Annotated in this window: 21 protein-coding genes and 1 tRNA gene; 14 read left to right on the top strand and 8 right to left on the bottom strand. The window is 67.2% G+C overall.

Going from position 1 to position 21,073, the window contains the following annotated elements:
- Positions 1-219: 219 nt before the first annotated feature.
- Positions 220-1,077, top strand: a complete 858-nt coding sequence (locus FKV23_RS14000) for an NAD-dependent epimerase/dehydratase family protein (RefSeq protein ID WP_141624408.1) — start codon at positions 220-222, stop codon at positions 1,075-1,077.
- Between the two features lie 25 nt (positions 1,078-1,102).
- Here the strand turns inward: FKV23_RS14000 and FKV23_RS13995 are convergent, their stop codons facing one another.
- From FKV23_RS13995 to FKV23_RS13975, 5 genes are all read right to left on the bottom strand, one after another.
- The gene (locus FKV23_RS13995; RefSeq protein WP_141624407.1) at positions 1,103-2,026 is read right to left on the bottom strand and encodes a universal stress protein; all 924 of its coding nucleotides are present in this window, start codon (positions 2,024-2,026) and stop codon (positions 1,103-1,105) included.
- A complete protein-coding gene (locus tag FKV23_RS13990) occupies positions 2,023-3,705 on the bottom strand; it encodes a cation:proton antiporter (RefSeq protein ID WP_208543173.1) in 1,683 nt (560 codons plus the stop codon). Before FKV23_RS13990 ends, FKV23_RS13995 begins: the two co-directional genes overlap by 4 nt.
- 111 nt (positions 3,706-3,816) lie before the next feature.
- Entirely contained in the window at positions 3,817-4,704 is an 888-nt protein-coding gene (locus FKV23_RS13985; RefSeq protein ID WP_141624405.1) for a DMT family transporter, read from the bottom strand.
- 148 nt (positions 4,705-4,852) lie between these two features.
- Positions 4,853-5,365, bottom strand: a complete 513-nt coding sequence (locus tag FKV23_RS13980) for an Mpo1 family 2-hydroxy fatty acid dioxygenase (protein WP_141624404.1) — start codon at positions 5,363-5,365, stop codon at positions 4,853-4,855.
- A 46-nt stretch (positions 5,366-5,411) separates the two neighbouring features.
- Positions 5,412-6,368, bottom strand: coding sequence for a phosphoribosylaminoimidazolesuccinocarboxamide synthase (locus FKV23_RS13975; RefSeq protein ID WP_141624403.1), 957 nt, complete (start codon positions 6,366-6,368; stop codon positions 5,412-5,414).
- Between the two features lie 210 nt (positions 6,369-6,578).
- On the opposite strand from FKV23_RS13975, the gene FKV23_RS13970 reads away from it, so the two are divergent.
- From FKV23_RS13970 to FKV23_RS13935, 8 genes are all read left to right on the top strand, one after another.
- Positions 6,579-6,917, top strand: a complete 339-nt coding sequence (locus tag FKV23_RS13970) for a J domain-containing protein (RefSeq protein WP_141624402.1) — start codon at positions 6,579-6,581, stop codon at positions 6,915-6,917.
- A gap of 70 nt (positions 6,918-6,987) precedes the next feature.
- On the top strand, positions 6,988-7,662 hold the full coding sequence (gene rpe, locus FKV23_RS13965) for a ribulose-phosphate 3-epimerase (protein WP_141624401.1): 675 nt from the start codon (positions 6,988-6,990) through the stop codon (positions 7,660-7,662).
- Between the two features lie 505 nt (positions 7,663-8,167).
- Positions 8,168-9,670: an anthranilate synthase component I gene (gene trpE / locus FKV23_RS13960; RefSeq protein WP_141624400.1), complete on the top strand. Its 1,503-nt coding sequence runs from the start codon at positions 8,168-8,170 to the stop codon at positions 9,668-9,670.
- 381 nt (positions 9,671-10,051) lie between these two features.
- Entirely contained in the window at positions 10,052-10,756 is a 705-nt protein-coding gene (locus FKV23_RS13955) for a hypothetical protein (protein ID WP_141624399.1), read from the top strand.
- Between the two features lie 329 nt (positions 10,757-11,085).
- Positions 11,086-11,667 carry an anthranilate synthase component II gene (locus FKV23_RS13950; protein WP_141625213.1) on the top strand — a complete coding sequence of 194 codons (582 nt, stop codon included), beginning with the start codon at positions 11,086-11,088 and terminating at the stop codon, positions 11,665-11,667.
- 264 nt (positions 11,668-11,931) lie between these two features.
- Positions 11,932-12,978: an anthranilate phosphoribosyltransferase gene (gene trpD / locus FKV23_RS13945; RefSeq protein ID WP_141624398.1), complete on the top strand. Its 1,047-nt coding sequence runs from the start codon at positions 11,932-11,934 to the stop codon at positions 12,976-12,978.
- A 64-nt stretch (positions 12,979-13,042) separates the two neighbouring features.
- Positions 13,043-13,834, top strand: coding sequence for an indole-3-glycerol phosphate synthase TrpC (gene trpC, locus FKV23_RS13940; RefSeq protein ID WP_141624397.1), 792 nt, complete (start codon positions 13,043-13,045; stop codon positions 13,832-13,834).
- Positions 13,831-14,562 (top strand): haloacid dehalogenase-like hydrolase, encoded by a 732-nt coding sequence (locus FKV23_RS13935; RefSeq protein WP_141624396.1) that lies wholly within the window; start codon positions 13,831-13,833, stop codon positions 14,560-14,562. Before trpC ends, FKV23_RS13935 begins: the two co-directional genes overlap by 4 nt.
- Positions 14,563-15,170: 608 nt before the next feature.
- Here the strand turns inward: FKV23_RS13935 and crp are convergent.
- On the bottom strand, positions 15,171-15,863 hold the full coding sequence (crp, locus tag FKV23_RS13930; protein ID WP_141624395.1) for a cAMP-activated global transcriptional regulator CRP: 693 nt from the start codon (positions 15,861-15,863) through the stop codon (positions 15,171-15,173).
- A 232-nt stretch (positions 15,864-16,095) separates the two neighbouring features.
- Here crp and speD point away from each other — a divergent pair, with 232 nt between their 5' ends.
- On the top strand, positions 16,096-16,887 hold the full coding sequence (gene speD / locus FKV23_RS13925) for an adenosylmethionine decarboxylase (protein WP_141624394.1): 792 nt from the start codon (positions 16,096-16,098) through the stop codon (positions 16,885-16,887).
- A gap of 220 nt (positions 16,888-17,107) precedes the next feature.
- Here the strand turns inward: speD and coq7 are convergent, their stop codons facing one another.
- Complete coding sequence (coq7, locus tag FKV23_RS13920) at positions 17,108-17,749, bottom strand: 2-polyprenyl-3-methyl-6-methoxy-1,4-benzoquinone monooxygenase (RefSeq protein WP_141624393.1); 642 nt, start codon at positions 17,747-17,749, stop codon at positions 17,108-17,110.
- A gap of 125 nt (positions 17,750-17,874) precedes the next feature.
- Positions 17,875-19,014, bottom strand: a complete 1,140-nt coding sequence (locus tag FKV23_RS13915) for a (Fe-S)-binding protein (protein WP_141624392.1) — start codon at positions 19,012-19,014, stop codon at positions 17,875-17,877.
- A 233-nt stretch (positions 19,015-19,247) separates the two neighbouring features.
- Between FKV23_RS13915 and rplM the strand changes: the two genes are divergently transcribed.
- The 4 genes from rplM (at position 19,248) to FKV23_RS17275 (ending at position 21,057) form a co-directional block, all read left to right on the top strand.
- On the top strand, positions 19,248-19,676 hold the full coding sequence (gene rplM / locus FKV23_RS13910; RefSeq protein WP_141624391.1) for a 50S ribosomal protein L13: 429 nt from the start codon (positions 19,248-19,250) through the stop codon (positions 19,674-19,676).
- 11 nt (positions 19,677-19,687) lie between these two features.
- A complete protein-coding gene (gene rpsI / locus FKV23_RS13905; RefSeq protein WP_141624390.1) occupies positions 19,688-20,080 on the top strand; it encodes a 30S ribosomal protein S9 in 393 nt (130 codons plus the stop codon).
- A 36-nt stretch (positions 20,081-20,116) separates the two neighbouring features.
- Positions 20,117-20,191: transfer RNA gene (locus FKV23_RS13900), tRNA-Gln, on the top strand.
- 392 nt (positions 20,192-20,583) lie between these two features.
- Positions 20,584-21,057: a hemerythrin domain-containing protein gene (locus FKV23_RS17275; protein WP_167285263.1), complete on the top strand. Its 474-nt coding sequence runs from the start codon at positions 20,584-20,586 to the stop codon at positions 21,055-21,057.
- Positions 21,058-21,073: the final 16 nt, after the last annotated feature.

Here is a 21,073-nt window from a genome sequence, read left to right as displayed (position 1 = left end):
GGGGTGGAGGGGAGGGGCACTGCAGCGTGTTCGCGCGTGCCGCAATGGCCGGCCATTCTACCCGATGCGAACCGGCCGGCCGTGCGTTGCGGCCGGCCGCTATGCTGTGCGCATGGCACTGGAATCGATCCCGCTTTTCCGCGAATCGCGCGCGAGCATATTTATATGGGCCGCGCCCGGACGGAATGGAAATAATGGTTCTCCCGATCGGAGCGGCATATGCGCACGGCATTGATCTTCGGCGGTAGCGGACAGATCGGGCGACCGTTGTTGCGGCGCCTGGTGCACGGCGGCTGGCGGTTGCTTGCGCTGTCGCGCGAGCCCCGGGCGGGCGCCGAAGGTGTGACCTGGCTGCGCGGCGGTTTCGATGCGCTGCCGGCGTTGCCGGCCCGGGTCGATGCGGTGATCAGTGCCGGACCGCTGGATGCGTTCGCGCGCTGGTACGCGCGGACGGGCGTCAGGACGGATCGCGTGGTCGCCTTCGGTTCGACCAGTGTCGAGGTCAAGCAGGACTCCGTCGATGCCGCCGAGCGTGACGTCGCCCGCCGTCTGCGCGAAGGCGAGGCAACGGTACTGGCGACCGCATCGGCGCGCGGCACCCCGGCGACGCTGCTGCGACCGACCCTGGTCTACGGTGCCGGTCGCGACGCCACCTTGACCCGGATCGCGGCACTGGCCTCGCGATGGGGGCGTTTCCCGTTGCCGCGTGGCGCCAACGGCCTGCGCCAGCCGGTGCACGTGGACGACCTGGCCGCCGTCGCAGTGGCCTGCATCGACGCCCCGGCCAGTTTCGGCCGCGTCTATGCGCTGCCGGGCGGCGAAACCCTGCCGTATCGCGAAATGGTCGCCCGCGTGCTGGCAAGCCTGCAGCCGCCGGCGCGGCTGGTGGAACTGCCGTCGCCAGTGTTCTCGCTCGCGTTGCATGCTGCACGCCTGCTAGGTCGAGCGCCCGGCGAAGCGGTGGTCGCCCGGATGCGCGAGGACCTGGTGTTCGACGCCGCGCCGGCACAACGTGATCTCGGTTACGCACCGCGGCCGTTCAAACCGACGCCGCAGATGTTCGGGCGCCGAACGTAGCCATCGCGGAAGCGGGTTGCTGCGGTCAGCCCGCCGGCCGGCGCACAAGCAGCACATCGCAGTGCGCGCTTTCGAGGATTCGCTGCGCGACACTTCCCAGCAGGACGTCGGAGAGCATGCTGCGGCCGTGGCTGCCGACGCTGACCAGGTCGGCATCGCGGCTGCGCACGTACTCCCGGATCAGCCGCGCCGGCTCCATGTGTTCGACCACTGGCACGACGTTGCCGCGCAGCAGGGCGGGCAGGCCGGATGCATCCAATGTCGTGCGCGCCTGTTCCAGGGCCTCGTCGAGCGTGTCAGCTATCAGTTCCTCGCGTCGTGTCCCGGCTTCGACCAGGCCCAGCATCGGTACGTCCGCGCCGTGGACCAATGCGCCCGCGGTGGCGGTGTCGCCAAACCAGCGCGCGGCCACTGCCAGCGCGTGTCCGGCCGGGGTGGAAAAGTCGCTGGCGAAGGCGATGTGGCGGTAGGCGTGGCGGGGGCGTCCGCGCACCACCAGCAGAGGTTGCGGTGCGTGCCGGGACAGCCAGCGGATGGTGGCGCCGGGCAGCGAGGACAGCAGCGGGCCGCCCTTGGCGATGCCGGTGACGATCAGGTCGCAGCGATGCCGTTCGGCGGCATGCAGCAGGGCTGGTCCCACTTCTCCGGACTCGACATGCACTTCGACCTCAACGTCCTCGACACCCGCGCCGCAATCGTCCAGATCACGCCGCAGTTCGCGTTCGGCGTCCTGCGCCGGTGTTCCGGGGCGTGCCCAGGCCGGCGACGGCAACAGTTCCCGGCGCAGTTCCGTTGAGCGCTCCGATGGGGCGACCGTGACTGCCACCAGGCGCGCATTCCAGTGGCGGGCGAGCATGACCGCGCGTGCCAGCGCGCGGTCGCAGCGGGCGCCAAGGTCGGTCGCCAGCAGGATCGAGGACGGTGACGCGAGGGGGCCGGTCGGGCTCATGTTTCCAGGCTCCGTGGGGCAGGGCGGGATTGCAGCGCGTCGCCGATCCGGCGCGCGGCGTGGTCGGCGGCGTCGTGGAACGGGAGCAACACTTCGTCGGCGCCGGCTTCCAGCAGTCGCTTGCCTTCGACGCTGGAATGCGCGGTGACCGCGATCGGCCCCTCGTAGCCGCAACGACGCAGGCTGTGGACCAGTTGCCGGTCGAGGTCGGGATCGCGCAGGCTGCTGACCACCTGGCGGGCGCGATCGAGCGGCAGGCCGGCGACGAAGTCATCGTCGCCGGCGTCGCCGAACAGGACCTGGATCGGCCCCGGGCGTGCACGCGCCAGCACCTCGGGGTCGAAATCCACGCCGACCACGTCCAGGCCCGCGGCGCAGAGCCGCTCGGACAGGCGCAGGCCGTAGCGGCCCATGCCGAACACGATCACGTCGGCCCGGCCATGCTGCTCGTCGTAGTTCTTCTCGCGCCACGGGTTGGCACGCTCGAACGCGCCCAGCCAGGGCTCGCACAGCGCGTAGAGGCGGTGCGAGTAGAGGATCATGTAGGTGCTCAGGGTGATGGTGATCAAACCCACCAGCGTGACCAGGCCGAGTGCAGCGGGGTCGACGTGGCCGACGGCCACGCCCATGCCGATGAAGATGATCGAGAACTCGCTGATCTGGGCCACGGTCAGCCCGGCCAGGAACCCGGTGCGCTTGCGGTAGCCCATCGCCCCCATGATCGCCATCACGATCAGCGGGTTGCCGACCAGCACGAACAGCGAGAGCAGGATCGCGGCCGGCACCTCGGCGCCGAGAGTGTTCATGTCGAGCTGGGTGCCGAGGTGGACGAAGAAGAACAGCAGCAGGAAATCGCGAAGGCTGGCCAGGCGCGCGTTGATCGCCTCGCGGAACGGCAGCGAGGCCAGCGAGAAGCCGGCCAGGAACGCGCCGACCTCCTTGCTGAAGCCGAGCCATTCGCCGCCTGCCGCAAGCGTCGTACCCCAGGCCACTGCGAACACCAGCAGCAGCTCCTGCGAGGCGGCCATCCAGTGCAGCACGCGCGGCAGGACCCAGCGCATCAGTATCGCCACCACCACGCCGAGGCCGGCGACCTTGAGCAGGATCTCGCCGACCTGGGCCAGCACGGTGGTGCCCTCGCTGGCGCCGCCCTGGGTGCCGATCACCATCATCGCCAATACCACCGCCAGGTCCTGCACGATCAGGAAGCCCATCGCGATGCGGCCATGCAGCGAGTCGATCTCTCGCTTGTCCGAGAGCAGCTTGACGATGATGATCGTGCTGGAGAAGGTCAGCGCCACCGCCACGTACAACGCGCGAAGCCAGTCCATGTCCAGGGCCAGGCCGATCAGGAAGCCGAGCACGATGGTGAAGGCGAGCTGGCCCAGGCCGGTCGCCAGCGCCACTACGCCGAGTTTCCGGATCAGGTGGATGTCGAGCTTCAGCCCGACGACGAACAACAGGATGGTCACGCCGATCTCGGCCAGCAGTTCCATCGGTTCGTTCGCGCTGACCCAGTCCAGCACCGACGGGCCGGCAATGATGCCGATCAGGATGTAGGCCACGATCACCGGCTGCTTCAGGCGCAGCGCGACCACGCCGAGCACGGCGGTGGCGAACAGCAGCAGGGTGATCTCGTTGTACATGGACGTGGAGTCGCCGACCGGAGGGCGAAGCATCGGCGTCTGCCGCTGCGGCCCTGTTCAACCAGTCGTCATCATAGGCCGACGCGTGTGCCCGGATGGTGCACCTACCCGATCCCATGCCTACGGCGGAGGCGCCTCACATGGCTAGATCTCTTCGGCGACCGGTGCCGGGCGACTCTTGCGCAGCGACCGCAGTGCGACCCCGAGCACGCCGCCCAGCACCATCGCGCCGCCCAGCCAAAGCTTCGGCCCGGGGCGGTCGCCCCAGAACGCGATGCCGAGCGCGATCGCCAGCGGCGGCACCAGCAGCAGCCACGGCGTGACCTGGGCGACCGGATGGCGCTGGATCAGCACGTAGTACAAGCCGTGGCCGAGCAGCGAGGAGATGAAGGCCGCATACAGCGCGCCGGTCCAGCCGACCCAGCTGACCGAGGGCAGAGTCGCGATCGCGCCCGGCTCCAGCCACGTGCTCAGCGCGACCAGCGGCAATACGCTGAACACCGCGGTCCAGCCCTGCTGGCTGAACATGTCCAGGCCGCGCAGCGGCTTCATCAGCACCGTGCCGATGGCCAGGAACAACGCCGAGACCAGCATCACCACCAGTGCTTGCGGTCGCTCCAGCACCATCGGGTCGAAGCCCAGTACCAGCACGCCGGCGAAACTGATCGCGATCGCCAGCCCGGTCCGCCAGCCGAAGCGTTCGCCCAGCACCGCCCAGGCCAGCAGCGCGGTCATCGGCACGTAGCTCTGCATCACGATCGCCGGCGAGGACAGGTTGCCGGCCAGTTTCAGCGCGGTGAAGCTCAGCCCGAAATGCAGCACGCCCACGCACAGGCAGACGGCTACCAGCCGCGGCCATTGCCCCGGTGCCGGCCGCTTGAGCATGAACACCAGCGGCACCGCGAGCAGGGCGAAGCGCAGCGCGGTGAACAGCACCGGCGGGATCTCGCGCATCGCCAGCGCAGAGGTCAGGAAGTTGCCGGCCCAGGCCAGCACGACGATCAGGATCAGCAGGAGGTCGCGTGGAGACATGGGCGCAGCCGGTACGGAGTCAGGGGCACCGTCGTTCCCGCCGAGGCGGGAACCTGTGGACGTGGGCCTGTCGAAAAGCGAAGTCCATGGATCCCCGCTTTCGCAGGGATGACGATCAAAGGCGAATCACGGGATGAGCGCCGCGCGCTCAGTAACCCCAGCCCAGCTTGCGGTACAGCTTGGCCAGCACCCAGGCCGGCCCGACCAGCAGGTAGCGCAGGTCGGTCAGGAAGCTCGGCTTCCGGCCCTCGAACAGTTTGCTGTGGCCGACGAACTGGCCGATCCACGCCACCACGAAGACGCCGACGGCCAGGTACAGCAGGTTCATGGTGCCGAAGGTGCCGTGCAGCCAGCGGGTCGCCCAGGCCATCGCCACGAATACCGCGAGCATGCCGAAGGCGAGCCGGCGCGAGGCGCGGTAGTAATAGGCCCAGGCGACGAACATCGCCACCCCGGCCCAGAACCCGGCGCGGAACCAGGTGCCCGGCGAGGGGATGCACCACAGCAGCGCGATCACGCTCCACAGGATCGCCGGCACGCAGATCACGTGGATGAGCTGGTTGGCCGGGTTGCGGTGGTCGGCGGAGTAGCTGTCGAACCAGACATCGATCTGGCGGCGCGACGTGGCCGGCTCACGGGGCGTGTCGGTGGCGGTGTTCATGGCGGACTCCCTGGCTCGGGTCCAGTCTACGCTGAACCCGGGCCGCTCAATCGATTCCGATCCCGGCCAGCTTCTGCAGCGCTTCCGCGTAGCGGGACCGGGTGCGCTCGATCACCTCCGGCGGCAGCCGCGGGCCGGGTGGCGCCTTGTCCCAGGCCAGCGTCTCCAGGTAGTCGCGGATGATCTGCTTGTCGTAGCTCGGCGGGCTGGTGCCGACCTCGTACTCGTCGGCCGGCCAGTAGCGCGAGGAGTCCGGCGTCAGCATCTCGTCCATCACGTACAGGCGGCCGTCGGCGTCGGTGCCGAACTCGAACTTGGTGTCGGCCAGCAGGATGCCGCGCTCGGCTGCGAAATCGGCGGCGTAGCGGTACAGGCGCAGGGTCGCGTCGCGCACCGCCTCGGCCAGCTCGGCGCCGCACAGCCTGACCGCGGTGTCGAAGTCGATGTTCTCGTCGTGGTCGCCGACCGCGGCCTTGGTCGAGGGGGTGAAGATCGGCTCGGCCAGTTTCTCGGCCTGGCGCAGGCCGTCGGGCAGGGCGATGCCGCTGATCCGGCCGGTGCGCTGGTAGTCCTTCCAGCCGCTGCCGATCACGTAGCCGCGGGCGATGCACTCGATCGGCACCGGCTTGAGCCGGCGGGTCACCACCGCGCGCTGCAGATATGGCGCCGGGTCGACGCCTTCCGGCAGCACCGAGGCGACATCGATTCCGGTCAGGTGGTTGCGGACGATGTGCTCGGTCTTGTGGAACCAGAAGTTGCTGATCTGGCACAGCATCGCGCCCTTGCCCGGGATCGGGTCGGGCAGCACCACGTCGAAGGCGCTGAGGCGGTCGGTGGCCACCATCAGCAGGCAGTCGCCTGGCGCATCGTCGGGCAGGGTTTCGCGCGGCAGGTCGAACACGTCGCGGACCTTGCCGCGGTGGCGCAAGGGCAGCCCCGGCAGATCTGATTCGGACAGCACGGTCCTGGATGGAGTGTTTCGGGTCAGTGGCGTGGACAACATGGACAACGGTGTACCCCCGGTTGTACGCATCTGGCTTGCATGCATCCCCTTGCGCGGGTGACCGGATAAGCCGCGCCCACGCGACAGGGCCGGCCAGTGTACGCCTGTCCGCGCCGGTGTGCAGGTACACTGCCGTCTGGCTTTGGATGGCCCCTGGGCGCGGCCGGCGATGGCGCCCCGTGCCCTCCCCGGATTACCGACAGAGATGCCATGACACGCTGGTACGGAAAACTGCTGGGCCTGATCGCAGGAGCGCTGCTGCTGCGCTTCAACCCCCTGCTCGGGGCGCTGATCGGCCTGCTGATCGGCCACGCTTTCGACGCCGACTGGTTCAGGCTGCGCCGCGCCGGTCCCAACCCCTATGCCGCACTCGGCCTGGACGAGCGTGCCAGCGACGACGAGGTGGATCGCGCCTACCGCCGGCTGATCGCCCAGTACCATCCCGACCGCCTCGAAGGCGCCGCTCCCGAGCTTCGCCAGCAGGCCGAAGCCAGGGCCCGCGAGCTCAATGCCGCCTACGACCGCATCAAATTCCTGCGCAAACGGTAGAAGCGCCCTTGGGCGCGACACCGCGTGCTTTATCGCGCCCAAGGGCGCTCCTACGGCTATCGAGAACACCATGCAACCGACCGTGATCGCCCCGTCCATCCTGTCCGCCGACTTCGCCAGGCTCGGCGAGGAAGTCGACAACGTGCTCGCCGCGGGCGCCGACTGGGTCCACTTCGACGTGATGGACAACCACTACGTGCCCAACCTGACCATCGGCCCGATGGTCTGCGAGGCGCTGCGCAAGCACGGCGTGACCGCGCCGATCGACGTCCACCTGATGGTCGAACCGGTCGACCGCATCGTCCCCGACTTCGCCAAGGCCGGAGCCTCGCTGATCAGCTTCCATCCAGAGGCCAGCCGCCACGTCCATCGCACGGTGCAGTTGATCAAGTCCAGCGGCTGCCAGGCCGGCGTGGTGTTGAACCCGGCCACTCCAGTCGAAGTGCTCGACTACGTGCTGGAGGAACTCGACCTGGTACTGCTGATGTCGGTCAACCCGGGCTTTGGCGGCCAGGCCTTCATTCCCTCGACGCTCGACAAGCTGCGCAAGGTACGCGCGATGATCGATGCGCGCGCGCCGCACGTGCGGCTGGAGATCGACGGTGGGGTCAAGGCCGACAACATCGCCGAAATCGCGGCGGCGGGCGCCGACACCTTCGTCGCCGGCTCGGCGATCTTCAACGCCGACGACTATGCCGACGTGATCGGCCGGATGAAGACCGCCGTGGCCGGCGTGCGCGGCTGAGCCGCTTGTAAAAGGTTCTTGTCCCAAGTGAGGGGGAGCTCGCCTGCAGCGAAGGTGTGGACGCTGCCGCTTGTGCTCGATCGCAGGGTTTCGCCGCTGCCTGGGTGTCCCGGCGCCCCGTCATCCCACAGGCCCGGAGCTTTCCCCTTGATCGGGCGAAGAACCTTGCAGAAGAACCTTGCAAAAACTGGAAGGGCGACGCCGCCCGGCATCGCCCTTCGGAAGATTTGGAGGCGATCCTGCCTCCGCCCATCGTCCTTGGTAATGGACTCCCATGTTCCGGACGCTTGATGACAGGATGATTACGCCGGGATGGCGATGCGGTTATTCCTCCAGTCGGGAACGCCATTTGTCGCGCCGCGTCGTTCGGCTACAGTAGCCGCCATGATGAATCGGGCGAACATGATTTCCTGCCGTGGCAGCACGGGCCGTGGCAGCAGGGGTTGGCGATGGCGGCCGAAAGCCGCGTTTGCCATCGCCCCGTCGACCACCCAGGAATCGCCACGTGACCACGCCCGCCCGATCTGATGCCGCCAACTCCCTCGAACAATTCCAGCGCCTCGCCGCCGAAGGCCACACCCGCATCCCGGTCGTGCGCGAGGTCTTCTCCGACCTCGACACCCCGCTGTCGGTCTACCTGAAACTGGCCGACGGCCCGCATACCTACCTGTTCGAATCGGTCGAAGGCGGCGAGCGCTTCGGCCGCTATTCGATCATCGGCCTGCCCGCGCGACGGGTGTATGCTTTCGCCGGCCACAGCCTGTTCGTGACCGAGCACGGCGAACTGGTCGAGCATCGCCAGGTCGAGGATCCGTTCGCCGAGGTCGAGCGTCTGCGCAGCGAGCATTCGGTGCCGAAGATCGACGGTCTGCCCGGCTTCACCGGTGGACTGGTCGGCTGGTTCGGCTTCGAATGCATCGGCTACATCGAGCCGCGCCTGGCCGGTGGCGACAAGCCGGATGAACTCGGCACGCCCGACATCCTGCTGATGCTCAGCGAGGAACTGGCGGTGTTCGACAACCTGCGCGGTCGCCTGTACCTGATCGTGCACGCCGATCCGCGCGAACCGCAGGCGTACGCGAAGGCCTCGCGCCGCCTCGACCAGCTGGTCCACCGCCTGCGCCACGCCGGCGCCGGTTATCCCGAAACGCTGGATCCGAACGGCCTGGACGAGGCCGACTTCGTCTCCGGCTTCACCCGCGAGGGTTTCATCGCCGCGGTCGAGAAGTCAAAGGAGTACATCCGCGCCGGCGACATCTTCCAGGTCGTGCTCAGCCAGCGCCTGTCGGTGCCGTTCAAGGCGCGCCCGGTCGACGTGTACCGCGCGCTGCGGGCGCTGAACCCGTCGCCGTACATGTACTTTCTCGACGTCGGCGACATGCAGGTGGTCGGCTCCTCGCCCGAGATCCTCGTGCGGCTGGACGACAATACCGTCACCGTGCGTCCGATCGCCGGCACCCGCCCGCGTGGCGCCACGCCGGAGGAGGACGACGCGCTCGAGGCCGAGCTGCTCGCCGACCCCAAGGAGCGCGCCGAGCACCTGATGCTGATCGACCTCGGCCGCAACGACACCGGTCGTGTGTCCGAGCCGGGCACGGTGAAGATGGGCGAGCAGTTCACCATCGAACGCTACAGCCACGTCATGCATATCGTCAGCGAGGTCACCGGCACGCTGAAGCAGGGCATGAGCTACGCCGATGTGCTGCGCGCGACGTTCCCGGCCGGTACCGTCAGCGGCGCGCCGAAGATCCGCGCGCTGGAAATCATCCGCGAGCTGGAACCGATCAAGCGCAACATCTACTCCGGCGCCGTGGGTTACATCGGCTGGCATGGCGATGCCGACACCGCGATCGCGATCCGCACCGCCGTCATCCAGGACGGCCGCCTGTACGTGCAGGCCGGCGCAGGCATCGTCCACGACTCCGACCCGCAGAAGGAGTGGGAGGAGACGATGAGCAAAGGTCGCGCGCTGTTCCGTGCCGTCGCCGAGGCTGCCCGCGGTCTCTAGAACGCCTTCCCTTTGCGTTCTCCAGGCCGCGAGTCTGGCACATGCCCGGACTTGCTCCCTGCGGACCCCATCGCTGGCACGCCTGCTTCGTCGGCAGGCTATCCATGGCCGCCCGGGCAGGCTGTTTTTCGACCGCCTGCCCGGGCGGCCGTTGTGACCGGGATGTCCAGGAATGCCCGTTCTCATGATTACCTGCGAACTGTGGAAAGGCCCGCAGAACAGCACATTGCCAGGGCGCGATGGGGACAGGCACCTGTATTCACAGATGAACGTCAGACGCGTTCTTCACGGCAGGCCGTGTTTATTGAAGGCGCATTCATTGGCTGTCCGCATCAATGTTCCCGGGAGGTTCGCAGAGCTGTCCATCAGGAGGTGAAGGCGATGCATCTGGTCGAAGATCGTTTCGTGCAAACCCGTTTCTCCAACACCTATCCCCGAACGGTGGAACTGTTGTGCCCGCGGTGCTTCAAGCTTTCGATCCTCGAGGCACGCAACTGGCAGGAACACGGCCAGCAACTGGTGGCCAGCGAGCTGACCTGTTCGCGCTGTGAGCAGACGGTGCTGTTCGTGCAGTTGCTCAAGGGTGACGGTATCTGCAAGGACGATGGGCTGTACTGCCACCCGGCCCCAGGCGGGCGTGCGGCGATGGAAGGTGTGGCTTACCTCGAGTCGCTGTCGGCATCGCTGGCACGCAGTTACGACTCCGCGCTCAAGCTCTACAACCATGGCGAATGGGGTGCGGCGGCGCTGATGGTGCGCCACCTGATCGCCGGCCTCACCGTGCAACTGCTGGGCGGGGATCAGCGGCAGCAGCCGCTGCCTGACCGGCTTGAAGCGCTCAGCCGCGACCTCGATCTGTCCCGGCCGCTGCAGGACATCGCCGCGCTGATGGAGCCGGACGGCACCCTGGGCCACCAGTTCGAGGACGAAGCCTCCATCGACCGGGTCGGCGTCGACCTGATGCTGGAGCTGGTCGAGCAGCTGGTGGACTACCTGGTGGTCATGCCGGGCGCGATGGACGACCTCAAGCGCCGCATCGCGACCGCTCCGGTGCCGTTGCGGCGCGACCGCTCCGGCGCCGCCTGAGCCCCGACCGCACTCCGCGCCTGCGGGCAACCGTATCGGCCGCAACGGTCGCGCTGGCCGCGTGGAGCGGCTAAAGTACCGCCCATGATCACGCAGATGCCCCTCGGCCCGATGGCCGGCAACGACTGGCGATGGTGGCGTTGAGCCCCATCCGCCCCGTCCTGCCGCCCATCGAGAGCCTGCCGCGTGATCCTCGCGTACCGACCTGACCCGATTCCGGGTCCCCGCCACTTCCCGCTTCCTGTTTCCTTCCCGACCCGTCTGGCGTCCATGCCGCGCCGGTCCGGGATGGTCGGGTGTTCCTCCATGTCTGCAACGAGCCGCGTCCGATGCTGCTGATGATCGACAACTACGACAGCTTCACCTGGAACCTCGTGCAGTACCTGCAGATGCTCGGGGCCGAGGTGAAAGTGGTCCGCAACGACGAGCTGTCGGTCGCGCAGATCGAGGCACTGGCACCCGAACGGATCGTGGTCTCGCCCGGGCCGTGCACGCCCAACGAGGCCGGCGTCTCGGTCGAGGTGATCCGTGAACTGGGTTCGCGGGTACCGCTGTTCGGCGTCTGCCTCGGCCACCAGAGCCTGGGCCAGGCCTATGGCGGGCGGGTGGTGCGCGCAAAACAGATCATGCACGGCAAGACCTCGCGCATCCGCCATCGTGGCGAGGGCGTGTTCGCCGGTTTGCCGGATCATTACGAGGCCACCCGCTACCATTCGCTGGTGGTCGAGCGCGACGGCCTGCCCGACTGTCTGGAAATCACCGCCTGGACCGAGGATGGCGATGGCGGCTTCGACGAAATCATGGGCCTGCGCCACCGCGAGCATCCGGTCGAGGGCGTGCAGTTCCATCCCGAGTCGATCCTGACCGAGCACGGGCATGCGCTGTTGAAGAACTTCCTGGAGAGGCACTAGGGCGTGTTGACCATTGTCCAGCAGGTCGCGTGGCCCCTGTGCGGTTGCCAGGCAAGGCGCGCACCGCCGTGCCGTAGTCATTCTACGGTCAAGGTGCGCAACGCGGCATGGCGGCCGCACAGGGGCCACCCGGAGGGCCAGGGCTGTGTGCCCGCATCGCCGTGTCATCGCTCAGTCGTGTATCGACATACACTTCCTCACTCTTCCTAGCGCTGCGGGCACACAGCCCTGGCGCGACCTACTGGACAATGGTCAACACGCCCTATGCCCATCACCCCGCAAGAAGCCCTGCAACGCACCATCGAGCATCGTGAGATCTTCCACGACGAGATGGTCGAACTGATGCGCCAGATCATGCGCGGCGAGGTCAGTCCGACCATGACCGCGGCGATCCTGACCGGCCTGCGGGTCAAGAAGGAAACCGTCGGCGAGATCGCCGGCGCGGCGACCGTGCTGCGCGAATTCGCGCGCCCGGTCGAGATTGCCGATCGCAGTGGACTGGTGGACATCGTCGGCACCGGCGGCGATGGCGCACACACCTTCAACATCTCCACCGCCAGCATGTTCGTGGTCGCCGCTGCCGGTGCCAAGGTCGCCAAGCACGGCAACCGCAGCGTGTCGTCCAAGTCGGGCAGCGCCGACGTGCTGGAAGCGCTGGGCGCGAACATCGAGCTGCAGCCCGAGCAGGTCGCGCAATGCATCGACCGCTGCGGGATCGGCTTCATGTTCGCGCCGGTGCACCACCCGGCGATGAAGATGGTTGCGCCGGTGCGTCGAGAGATGGCCGTGCGAACGCTGTTCAACATCCTCGGCCCGCTGACCAACCCGGCCGGTGCGCCGAGCATCCTGATGGGCGTGTTCCATCCCGACCTGGTCGGCATCCAGGTGCGCGTGCTGCAGAAACTCGGCGCTCGGCGCGCGCTGGTAGTGTGGGGTCGTGACGGTCTCGACGAACTCTCGCTCGGCGCCGCGACCCTGGTCGGCGAACTGCGCGACGGCCAGGTGCGCGAGTACGACGTGCACCCGGAAGACTTCGGCATCGCGATGGCCGCGACCCGCAACCTGCAGGTCGGCGACGCGCTGGAATCGAAAGCGATCGTGCTCGACGTGCTGGCCGGCAAGCCCGGCCTGCCGCAGGACATCGTGGCGATGAACGCCGGTGCGGCCCTGTACGTGGCCGGCGTGGCCGACTCCATCGCCGACGGTATCGCGCGCGCGCGCGAGGTCATGGCTTCCGGCGCGGCCAAGGCCAAGCTGGACGAATTCATCGCATTGACCCGTGAACTGCGAGTGGAGAGTGGAGAGAAGTGAGAAATGAGTAGAACCGACCCGCTTTTCCCCCTCTTTTCTCATTCCTCTCAACTCTTCATTGGCCATGAGTGACATCCTCAACACCATCCTCGCCCGCAAGGCCGAGGAGATCGAACAGCGCAGCCGGATGCGGCCGCTGGAAATGGTCCGCGCACGCGCCGAGGCGATGCCTGCCACGCGCGGCTTCGTCCGCGCGATCCGCGACAAGGTCGATGCTGGCCAGGCGGCGGTGATCGCCGAGGTCAAGAAGGCCAGCCCGTCGAAAGGCCTGATCCGCCCGGACTTCAAGCCTGCCGAGATCGCGCGCAGCTACGAGGCCGGCGGTGCGGCCTGCCTGTCGGTACTGACCGACATCGATTTCTTCCAGGGCAGCAACCTCTATCTCGGCGAGGCGCGCAACGCGTGCTCGCTGCCGGTGTTGCGCAAGGACTTCACCATCGACCCGTATCAGGTCCATGAGGCGCGGATGATCGGTGCCGACTGCATCCTGCTGATCGTCGCTGCGCTCGAGGACGGGCCGATGATCGAGATGGCCAACCTCGCCCATTCACTCGGCATGGACGTGCTGGTCGAGGTGCACGACATCGACGAGCTGGAGCGTGCGCTGCAGACCGACTGCGAGTTGATCGGGGTCAACAACCGCAACCTGCGCACCTTCGAGGTCTCGCTGGAGACGACCCTGGATCTCAGGCAGGCGGTGCCGCCGGATCGTATCCTGGTCACCGAGAGCGGCATCGCGACCACGGCCGATGTCGCCCGCATGCGCGATGCGGACATCAATGCCTTCCTGGTCGGCGAGAGCTTCATGCGCGACCCTGATCCGGGCGCGGCGCTGCAGCGGCTGTTCGCGGCATGAGCGTCGCCGACACCCGCTACCCCGTCGTGCGGGCGGACGCGCCGCTGGTCGTGTTCGACTTCGACCACACACTCTACGACGGCGATTCCGGCAGCCACCTGTTCCTGTGGCTGATCCGGCGCAGCGTCTGGCGCAGCCTGCTGGCGCTGTTGATCGCACCGCTGTTCGGGCCGCTGGTGGCGTTCCTGCCGACCCGCCGACTCGGCATTTCCGGCTTCGTCTGGGCCGGTACGGTTGGCTTGCACGGCCGTCACGATCTCGATGCGCTGATCGACCAATATGTCGATGCTCACCGCGAGCAGATCCGCAAGCGCCTGCTGCCGATCGCGCTGGAGGTGTTCCGCGAGCATCGCGAGAACGGCGATCGGGTGGTGGTCGCCACCGGCGCGCCGCCCGAGCTGGCGCGCGCGATCCTCGCCTTCGTCGCCCACGAGGACGTGCCGGTCGTGGGCACCGAGGTCGGCCCACGCCTGGGCGGAATCGGCCCGGGCCGGCATTGCCACCATCAGATGAAGATGACGATGCTGCGCGAGGCTGGCTTCGACAGTCCGATGTGGAAAGCCTATTCCGACAGCTCCGCCGACCTTCCGCTGCTGCAAGCCGCGGCCGAGCCGGTGGTGGTCAATCCGAAGCATGGGCGGGTGCGGATGTTCCGCGAAGTGCTGCCAGCCGGCACGCCGATCCTCAACTGGGGCTGTCCCGGCCGCGGTGGCGATCCGGTGCAATAGCCCACGCCCGCAAAGGCAGGGCCACCGGCTTCCGGAGGCCTTGCCGGCGCTCGGGGAAAGTCATCGAAGCCCCACCCCGACGGGCGGCGACTCCTGCCGAAGCCGTTGTCCCCGGGATGGAAGAAGCAAAAAAAGTTCTTCTTCCATGTGAGGGGGAGCTTGCCTTCAGCGAAGGCGTGGGCGCTGCCGCTTGCGTTCGATCGCCGGTTCTCGCCGCTGCCTGGCTGTCTCGACGCGACCTGCCGGCCTTGACGGCGAATGTCCCCCGGCCGCCGCTGCGGCGGCCTTCTCCTTTATTTCGCCGTCAAGGCCGGCAGGCCACGTCGGATCGCGCGGCCACGCTGGAACGTGAAGCCGGCCTCCCCCGGGAGTCCGCTTCCAGGACCATCAGCCATGTTGGAACGCCGGGGGCGAAGGCCCTTGGGTGCGAAATCAAGGCGGAGGCGCCGGCCCTGGCCGGTGCCGGGGGATATTCGCATCCAAGGGCCTTCGCCCCCGGCGCCCCGATCATCCAACAGACCCGGCGCTTTCCCCTCGATTGGGCGAAGAACCAAAAAAAACGGGCGCCTCGAAGGGCGCCCGTTCATGCATCGGCGATGTCCGGGCCTTCAGCCGCGGGTGCCGTACAGCACCACGGTCTTGCCGCGGGCGTGCAGCTTGCCATCGGCCTGCAGCTTCTTGAGCACGCGGCCGGCCATCTCGCGCGAGCAGCCGACCAGGCGCGAGAGCTCCTGGCGCGAGACCCGCAACTGGGTGCCGTCGGGGTGGCTCATCGCTTCCGGTTCGCGGGCCAGGTCGTGCAGGGCGCGGACGATGCGGTCGGTCACGTCGAGGAAGGCCAGGCGTCCGGCCTTGCGGCTGGTGTCGAGCAGGCGACGCGAGATCTGCGCACCGATCGCGTACAGCAGCTTCGGCGCATCCCCGGCCAAGCGGGTCAGCAACAGGTCGTAGAAGCGGTCGTGGCCGATCTCGGCCAGCTCGCAGGCGGTGCGGGTGCGCAGGATCACTTCGCGCTGCTCGCTTTCGATGAACAGGCCCAGTTCGCCGACGAATTCGCCGGGACCGAAGTAGCCCAGCACCAGCTCGCGGCCATCGTCTTCCTCGGTGATGATGCTGACCGAGCCTGAGACGATGTAGTAGAGGGTGCTGGCCGGATCCCCGGGGCGGAATACATCGGTCCGCGACGGGTAGCGTCGGCGGTGGCAATGAACCAGGAACCGCTCGATGGTGGCGGCGTCCGGCGTCAGCGGGCTGTGGGTGCGGCGGAGGGCGGTGAGATGGGCGACCGGATCGGCTGGCATAGTTTGAATTTGGTCTAGTGGTAATCCTTCAATCGACGGAGCTTAGGCCCAAGCGACGCCCGGGGGCAAATCCTGACGTGACATGACGGTCGCGAAAGGGGGCCATGCAGGTCGGGAAGATGGCCGAGACCGGGATGTTGGCGACCGGGGCGGTCTGGCGGGGCCTCGCTTTCGTGGCCATGGCGATTGCCGCATAATTCGCCCCCTCAGCCGTCCCCCGGGAAATACCGACGTGGTCAAGCCGTTGCCTCGCCTGAGGTTGCAGGGTTTCAACAATCTCACCAAGGCCCTTTCGTTCAATATCTACGATGTGTGCTTCGCCGCCTCCGAGGACGAGCGCAGGCGCTACATCGAATACATCGACGAGGCCTACAACGCCGATCGCCTGACCCAGATCCTCACCGACGTGGCGGAGATCATCGGCGCCAACATCCTCAACATCGCGCGCCAGGACTACGATCCGCAGGGCGCGTCGGTGACGATCCTGATTTCCGAAGAGCCGGTGATCGACAAGAAGGACGCCAAGGGCGTGATCTCCGACGCGGTGGTCGCGCACATGGACAAGTCGCACATCACCGTCCACACCTATCCGGAGACCCATCCGGACAACGGCATCGCGACCTTCCGTGCCGATATCGACGTGGCCACCTGTGGCGTGATCTCGCCGCTGAAGGCCCTGAACTACCTGATCGAGAGTTTCGAGTCCGACATCGTGATCATGGACTACCGCGTGCGCGGCTTCACCCGCGACGTGAAGGGCCGGAAGCACTACATCGACCACAAGATCAACTCGATCCAGGACTACCTGGCCCGGCCGATCAAGTCGCGCTACGAGATGCTCGACGTCAACGTCTACCAGGAGAACATCTTCCACACCAAGATGCACCTGAAGGACTTCGACCTCGACACCTACCTGTTCGAAGAGAAGGCGCGCAACCTGTCGTTCAAGGAGCGGCTGAAGATCGAGGCGCGGCTCAAGCGCGAGATCGAGGAGCTCTACCACGGGCGCAACCTCGTGGATTGAGGGAGGCTCTTCCCTGGATAACAGAAAGCCCGCCGGAAATGGCGGGCTTTTTGTTTCTCTCATGAAGCGGGAGCCATTGCGGAGAAGCCGGAGGCCCTGCCTTTGCGGGACATGCACGAATCCCCGCTTCGCGGGTCCGGCCCTCCGGCATGGCCCCCGGCGCCCCAGTCCTCCAGCAGCCCCAGATCTTCTGGACCGCAGGCGATGCCGGTCATCGCCCTCAGATCCGGTAGGCGACGGTCTTCATCAGCTTCGACGCCAGCGCCATCAGGCTCGGGATCGGCGGCGGCAGCACGCGGGCACCGGCGGCCTCGGCGTTGTCGGCGTGGCGGGCCTCGTCGGCCTTCATCACTTCCAGGATTGCGCGGCTGCGGGCATCGGCGGCCGGCAGCTCATCGAGATGCTCGTCGATATGGGCCTCGACCTGACGCTCGGTCTCGACCACAAAACCGAGGTTCCAGCCGTCCCCGCGCAATCCGGCCACGGCGCCGATCGTGAAGCTGCCGGCGTACCAGAGCGGGTTGAGCAGGCTGGGACGGTCGTCGAGCTCGCGCAGGCGGTCGGCGCACCAGGCCAGGTGATCGGTCTCCTCCTGCGCGGCTTCGAGCAGGTGGGTACGGGTCGCCGGGTCGCGTGCGACCGCGGCCTGGCCGGAGTACAGCGCCTGCGCGCAGACCTCGCCGACGTGGTTGATCCGCATCAGCCCGGCCGCGTGGCGGCGCTCGGCCTCCTCCAGCGCCACCTCGGGGGTGTCGCCGGCCGGGTTGGGACGTTCGGCGGCGGGCGCCCCGAGCACGGTTTCAAGGGCGCGCTGGGTGTCGTCGAGGAAACGGTCGAGCGGGGTCAGGCGGCGGGTCTGCATGGGCGGAAGTTTACGCCTCATTGGGCGTCACTCCGGAGAAAGCCGGGATCCATTGCTCTTGGTGCAGGTCGTTGAAGGCAAAGTCAAGGTGGCCCCGGCTTTCGCCGGAGTGACGGTATTGGGTCCTAGTCCACCTGCGCGGCCAGCAATTCGATCGGGTGCTGCACCGGCAGCGCCGTACCGCCGGCCAAGTGCAGCCGGCAGCCGATGTTGGCACTGAGCAGCAGGGTCGCACCCGAGGCATGCAGCCGGTCCAGCAGTGGCTGGCGGAAGCCGGCGGCGCGATCGGGATCGGTGACCATCTGCGTGCCGGCCGCCCCACAGCAGTCGGCGGCCAGCTCGACCACGTCCAGCCCCGGCACCCGCGCCAACAGGTCGCGCAGGGCCGGCGTCGAGCCGACCACGTTGCGCTGGGTGCAGGGCACGTGCAGGGCGATGCGGGCATCGAGGCGGCGGAAACGCAGCCGCTCGCCGTGTCGATGCAAAAAGACAAGGGCATCGACTGTTTCGCTGCCGTCCGGCATCGCCGCGGCCACCTGTTCATGGCAGCCGCTGGCCAGGGTGAGCACGGTGCCGGAGCCGGTGAATGCCGTGCGGTTGGCTTCGGCCAGTGCCCGGGCACGGTCCTGGTCGCCGCCGTGGACATGCAGGCTGCCGCAGCAGGTTTGCCTGGATGGTGACGACAGGTCGAGGTCGAGCACGTCCAGCAGCCGGGCCAGCGCTGCACGCAACGGTGCCTCGTAGCTGCGGGCAATGCAGCCGATGAACACGGTCACAGAGGGGCGCGACCCGGATCGGGACGGGAGTGCGGCCGGTGCCGGGGGCCTCGGCACCGGCCGCAGCATGGCCGGCAGCAGCGGGAAAAGCGTCCGGTACAGGCCGATCAGCCGGGTCAGTCGTGCCGGGCGGGCGGCAAGGGCTTCGATCAGCTGCTGCTTGCGGCCGACGTGGCGACGCTGGCGCTGGCGGTTGCGAGCCAGGACCAGCAGCCGACCGTATTCGACCCCGGCCGGGCACACCGCCTCGCAGCTGCGGCAGCCAAGGCAGTGGTCGAGGTGGGCCTCGGTGGCCACGGTCGGGGCGATCGTGCCCTGCGACAAGGCCCGGGCCAGTGCAATCCGGCCCCGCGGCGATTCGGCTTCCAGCCGGTCGCGGGCATAGGTTGGACAGGCCGGCAGGCACAGTCCGCACTGTACGCAGCGATCGGCCAGCGCCAACAGCGGGTCAGGTGCGGGCAATGAACCGGGAGGGAGTGGGGTGGGCATGGTCTGCGATGTTAGGTCCTGTCGGCGCGCTTCGCGCAGGCCGCGGGCGCATGAACAGGATGGCTTCGGCACGGGGCCTGACTTGCACGGACTGTGGATAGTCGCTATGATCCCGCCTCTTTCGTCCGCGAAGCCCGTCTCTGACGTGCCCGCTGGTCAACAACGCGAGGCAAAGTTCCGGCCGCCCGCCGACCCGGAATCCGCCCGACCAGATTCACCTGAATAGAGCAGTCATGAAGACATTTACCGCCAAGAACGAGACCGTCCAGCGCGACTGGTACGTCGTCGATGCCGAAGGCAAGACCCTCGGCCGTTTGTGCTCCGAGCTCGCGCGTCGTCTGCGCGGCAAGCACAAGCCCGTCTACACCCCGCACGTCGATACCGGCGATTACCTGGTGGTGATCAATGCCGAGAAGATCGCCGTGACCGGCAAGAAGCTGCAGGACAAGATGTACCACCGTTTCACCGGCTACATCGGCAACCTGAAGTCCGAGACCCTGGGTCAGGCGCTGGAGCGCCACCCGGAGCGCGTCATCGAGATCGCCGTCAAGGGCATGCTGCCCAAGAACCCGCTCGGCCGCGCGATGTACCGCAAGCTCAAGGTCTACAAGGGCTCCGAGCATCCGCACGCTGCCCAGCAGCCGCAGCCCCTGGACATCTAAGGTAACCAGACATGGCAATCCAGCAGAATTACGGCACCGGCCGCCGCAAGTCCTCCACCGCGCGCGTGTTCCTGCGCAAGGGTGGCGGCAACATCACCGTCAACGACCGTCCGCTCGATGAGTTCTTCGGTCGTGAGACCGCGCGCATGATCGTGCGCCAGCCGCTCGAGCTGACCCAGTCGACCGACAAGTTCGACATCAAGGTCACCGTGATCGGCGGTGGCACCACCGGCCAGGCCGGTGCGATCCGCCTGGGCATCGCCCGCGCGCTGGTCGAGTACGACGAGAACCTGAAGTCCGAACTGCGCAAGGCCGGCTTCATGACCCGCGACGCCCGCGAGGTCGAGCGCAAGAAGGTCGGTCTGCACAAGGCCCGTCGCGCGACCCAGTTCTCCAAGCGCTAATCAACGCGGTTGTCGTTACGCTATAATCAGTTCCATAGCCCCGTCGCCAAGTGGTAAGGCATCTGACTCTGACTCAGACATTCGGTGGTTCGAATCCATCCGGGGCTGCCAGATTCAAGTAGTGCTTCCGGGCAGCGATGCTCCGGACGAAGAACCCGCCGCAAGGCGGGTTTTTTCGTTTCCCGATCCCTGTTCGCCACCCTGTCAGGGCTGACAGGTATCTGATCCAGGGTGCCGGCGGTAAGGTTGAACGCAGGGACGCCCGGACGATCGTCCGGGATGGGAGTGGACCAGGAAGGTCTGCCCGTGGTTCGGCCATGTATATGGACTGCGGTAACTCTTCCGGCGCAGGCTGGAAGGGTGGCGTCTGGGCAGGCCATGGACTGGCTTGCCCAGATTTCCCAAGGTTGATGATCTTCCCGTGGAATGATCTGGGGATGTACGAAGGGGGTTCGGTGCTGGGGTTTATGCGAAAGCTGATGGGGCAGGCTCCTGAACGGACCATGCCCGCCGTGACCGCGCCGGCCTTCGGCACTACCGGTCAAGCGCGTCCAATTGCCTACGACCCGGCGCTGGTGCCCGCGCTCAAACAGGATCACCACGATCTGGTCGCGCTGTTCAGCGAGATCGGCCATTGCGCCAAGCTGGACCGCTTCGATGACATTCCCAAGCTGCTGGTCTCGTTCAAGACCAATCTTGAGGCCCATCTGATCGCCGAGAACGTGCGTTTCTACAACTACGTCGAGCGCACCCTGGAAGGCGACAGCGAGAACACCCTGTTGATCCGCAGCTTCCGGCGCGAGATGAACGCGATCGCGCGCGGAGTGGTGGACTTCGTCAAGAAATATCAGCTGGCCCGCTTCGACGTGGATACCCGCCGTGCCTTCATGGCCGATTACGAGGCCGTCGGCGATCTGCTGGCCCAGCGCATCCAGCGCGAGGAAGCCAGCCTGTACCCGTTGTACCAGCCGATCTGAGGGCCGCAGAGCCGTT

The organism is Lysobacter alkalisoli (assembly GCF_006547045.1).
GTDB classification, from domain to species: domain Bacteria; phylum Pseudomonadota; class Gammaproteobacteria; order Xanthomonadales; family Xanthomonadaceae; genus Marilutibacter; species Marilutibacter alkalisoli.
The sequence above is the reverse complement of the archived record's forward strand: the minus strand, read 5'-3'. Positions and strand labels throughout refer to the sequence as shown.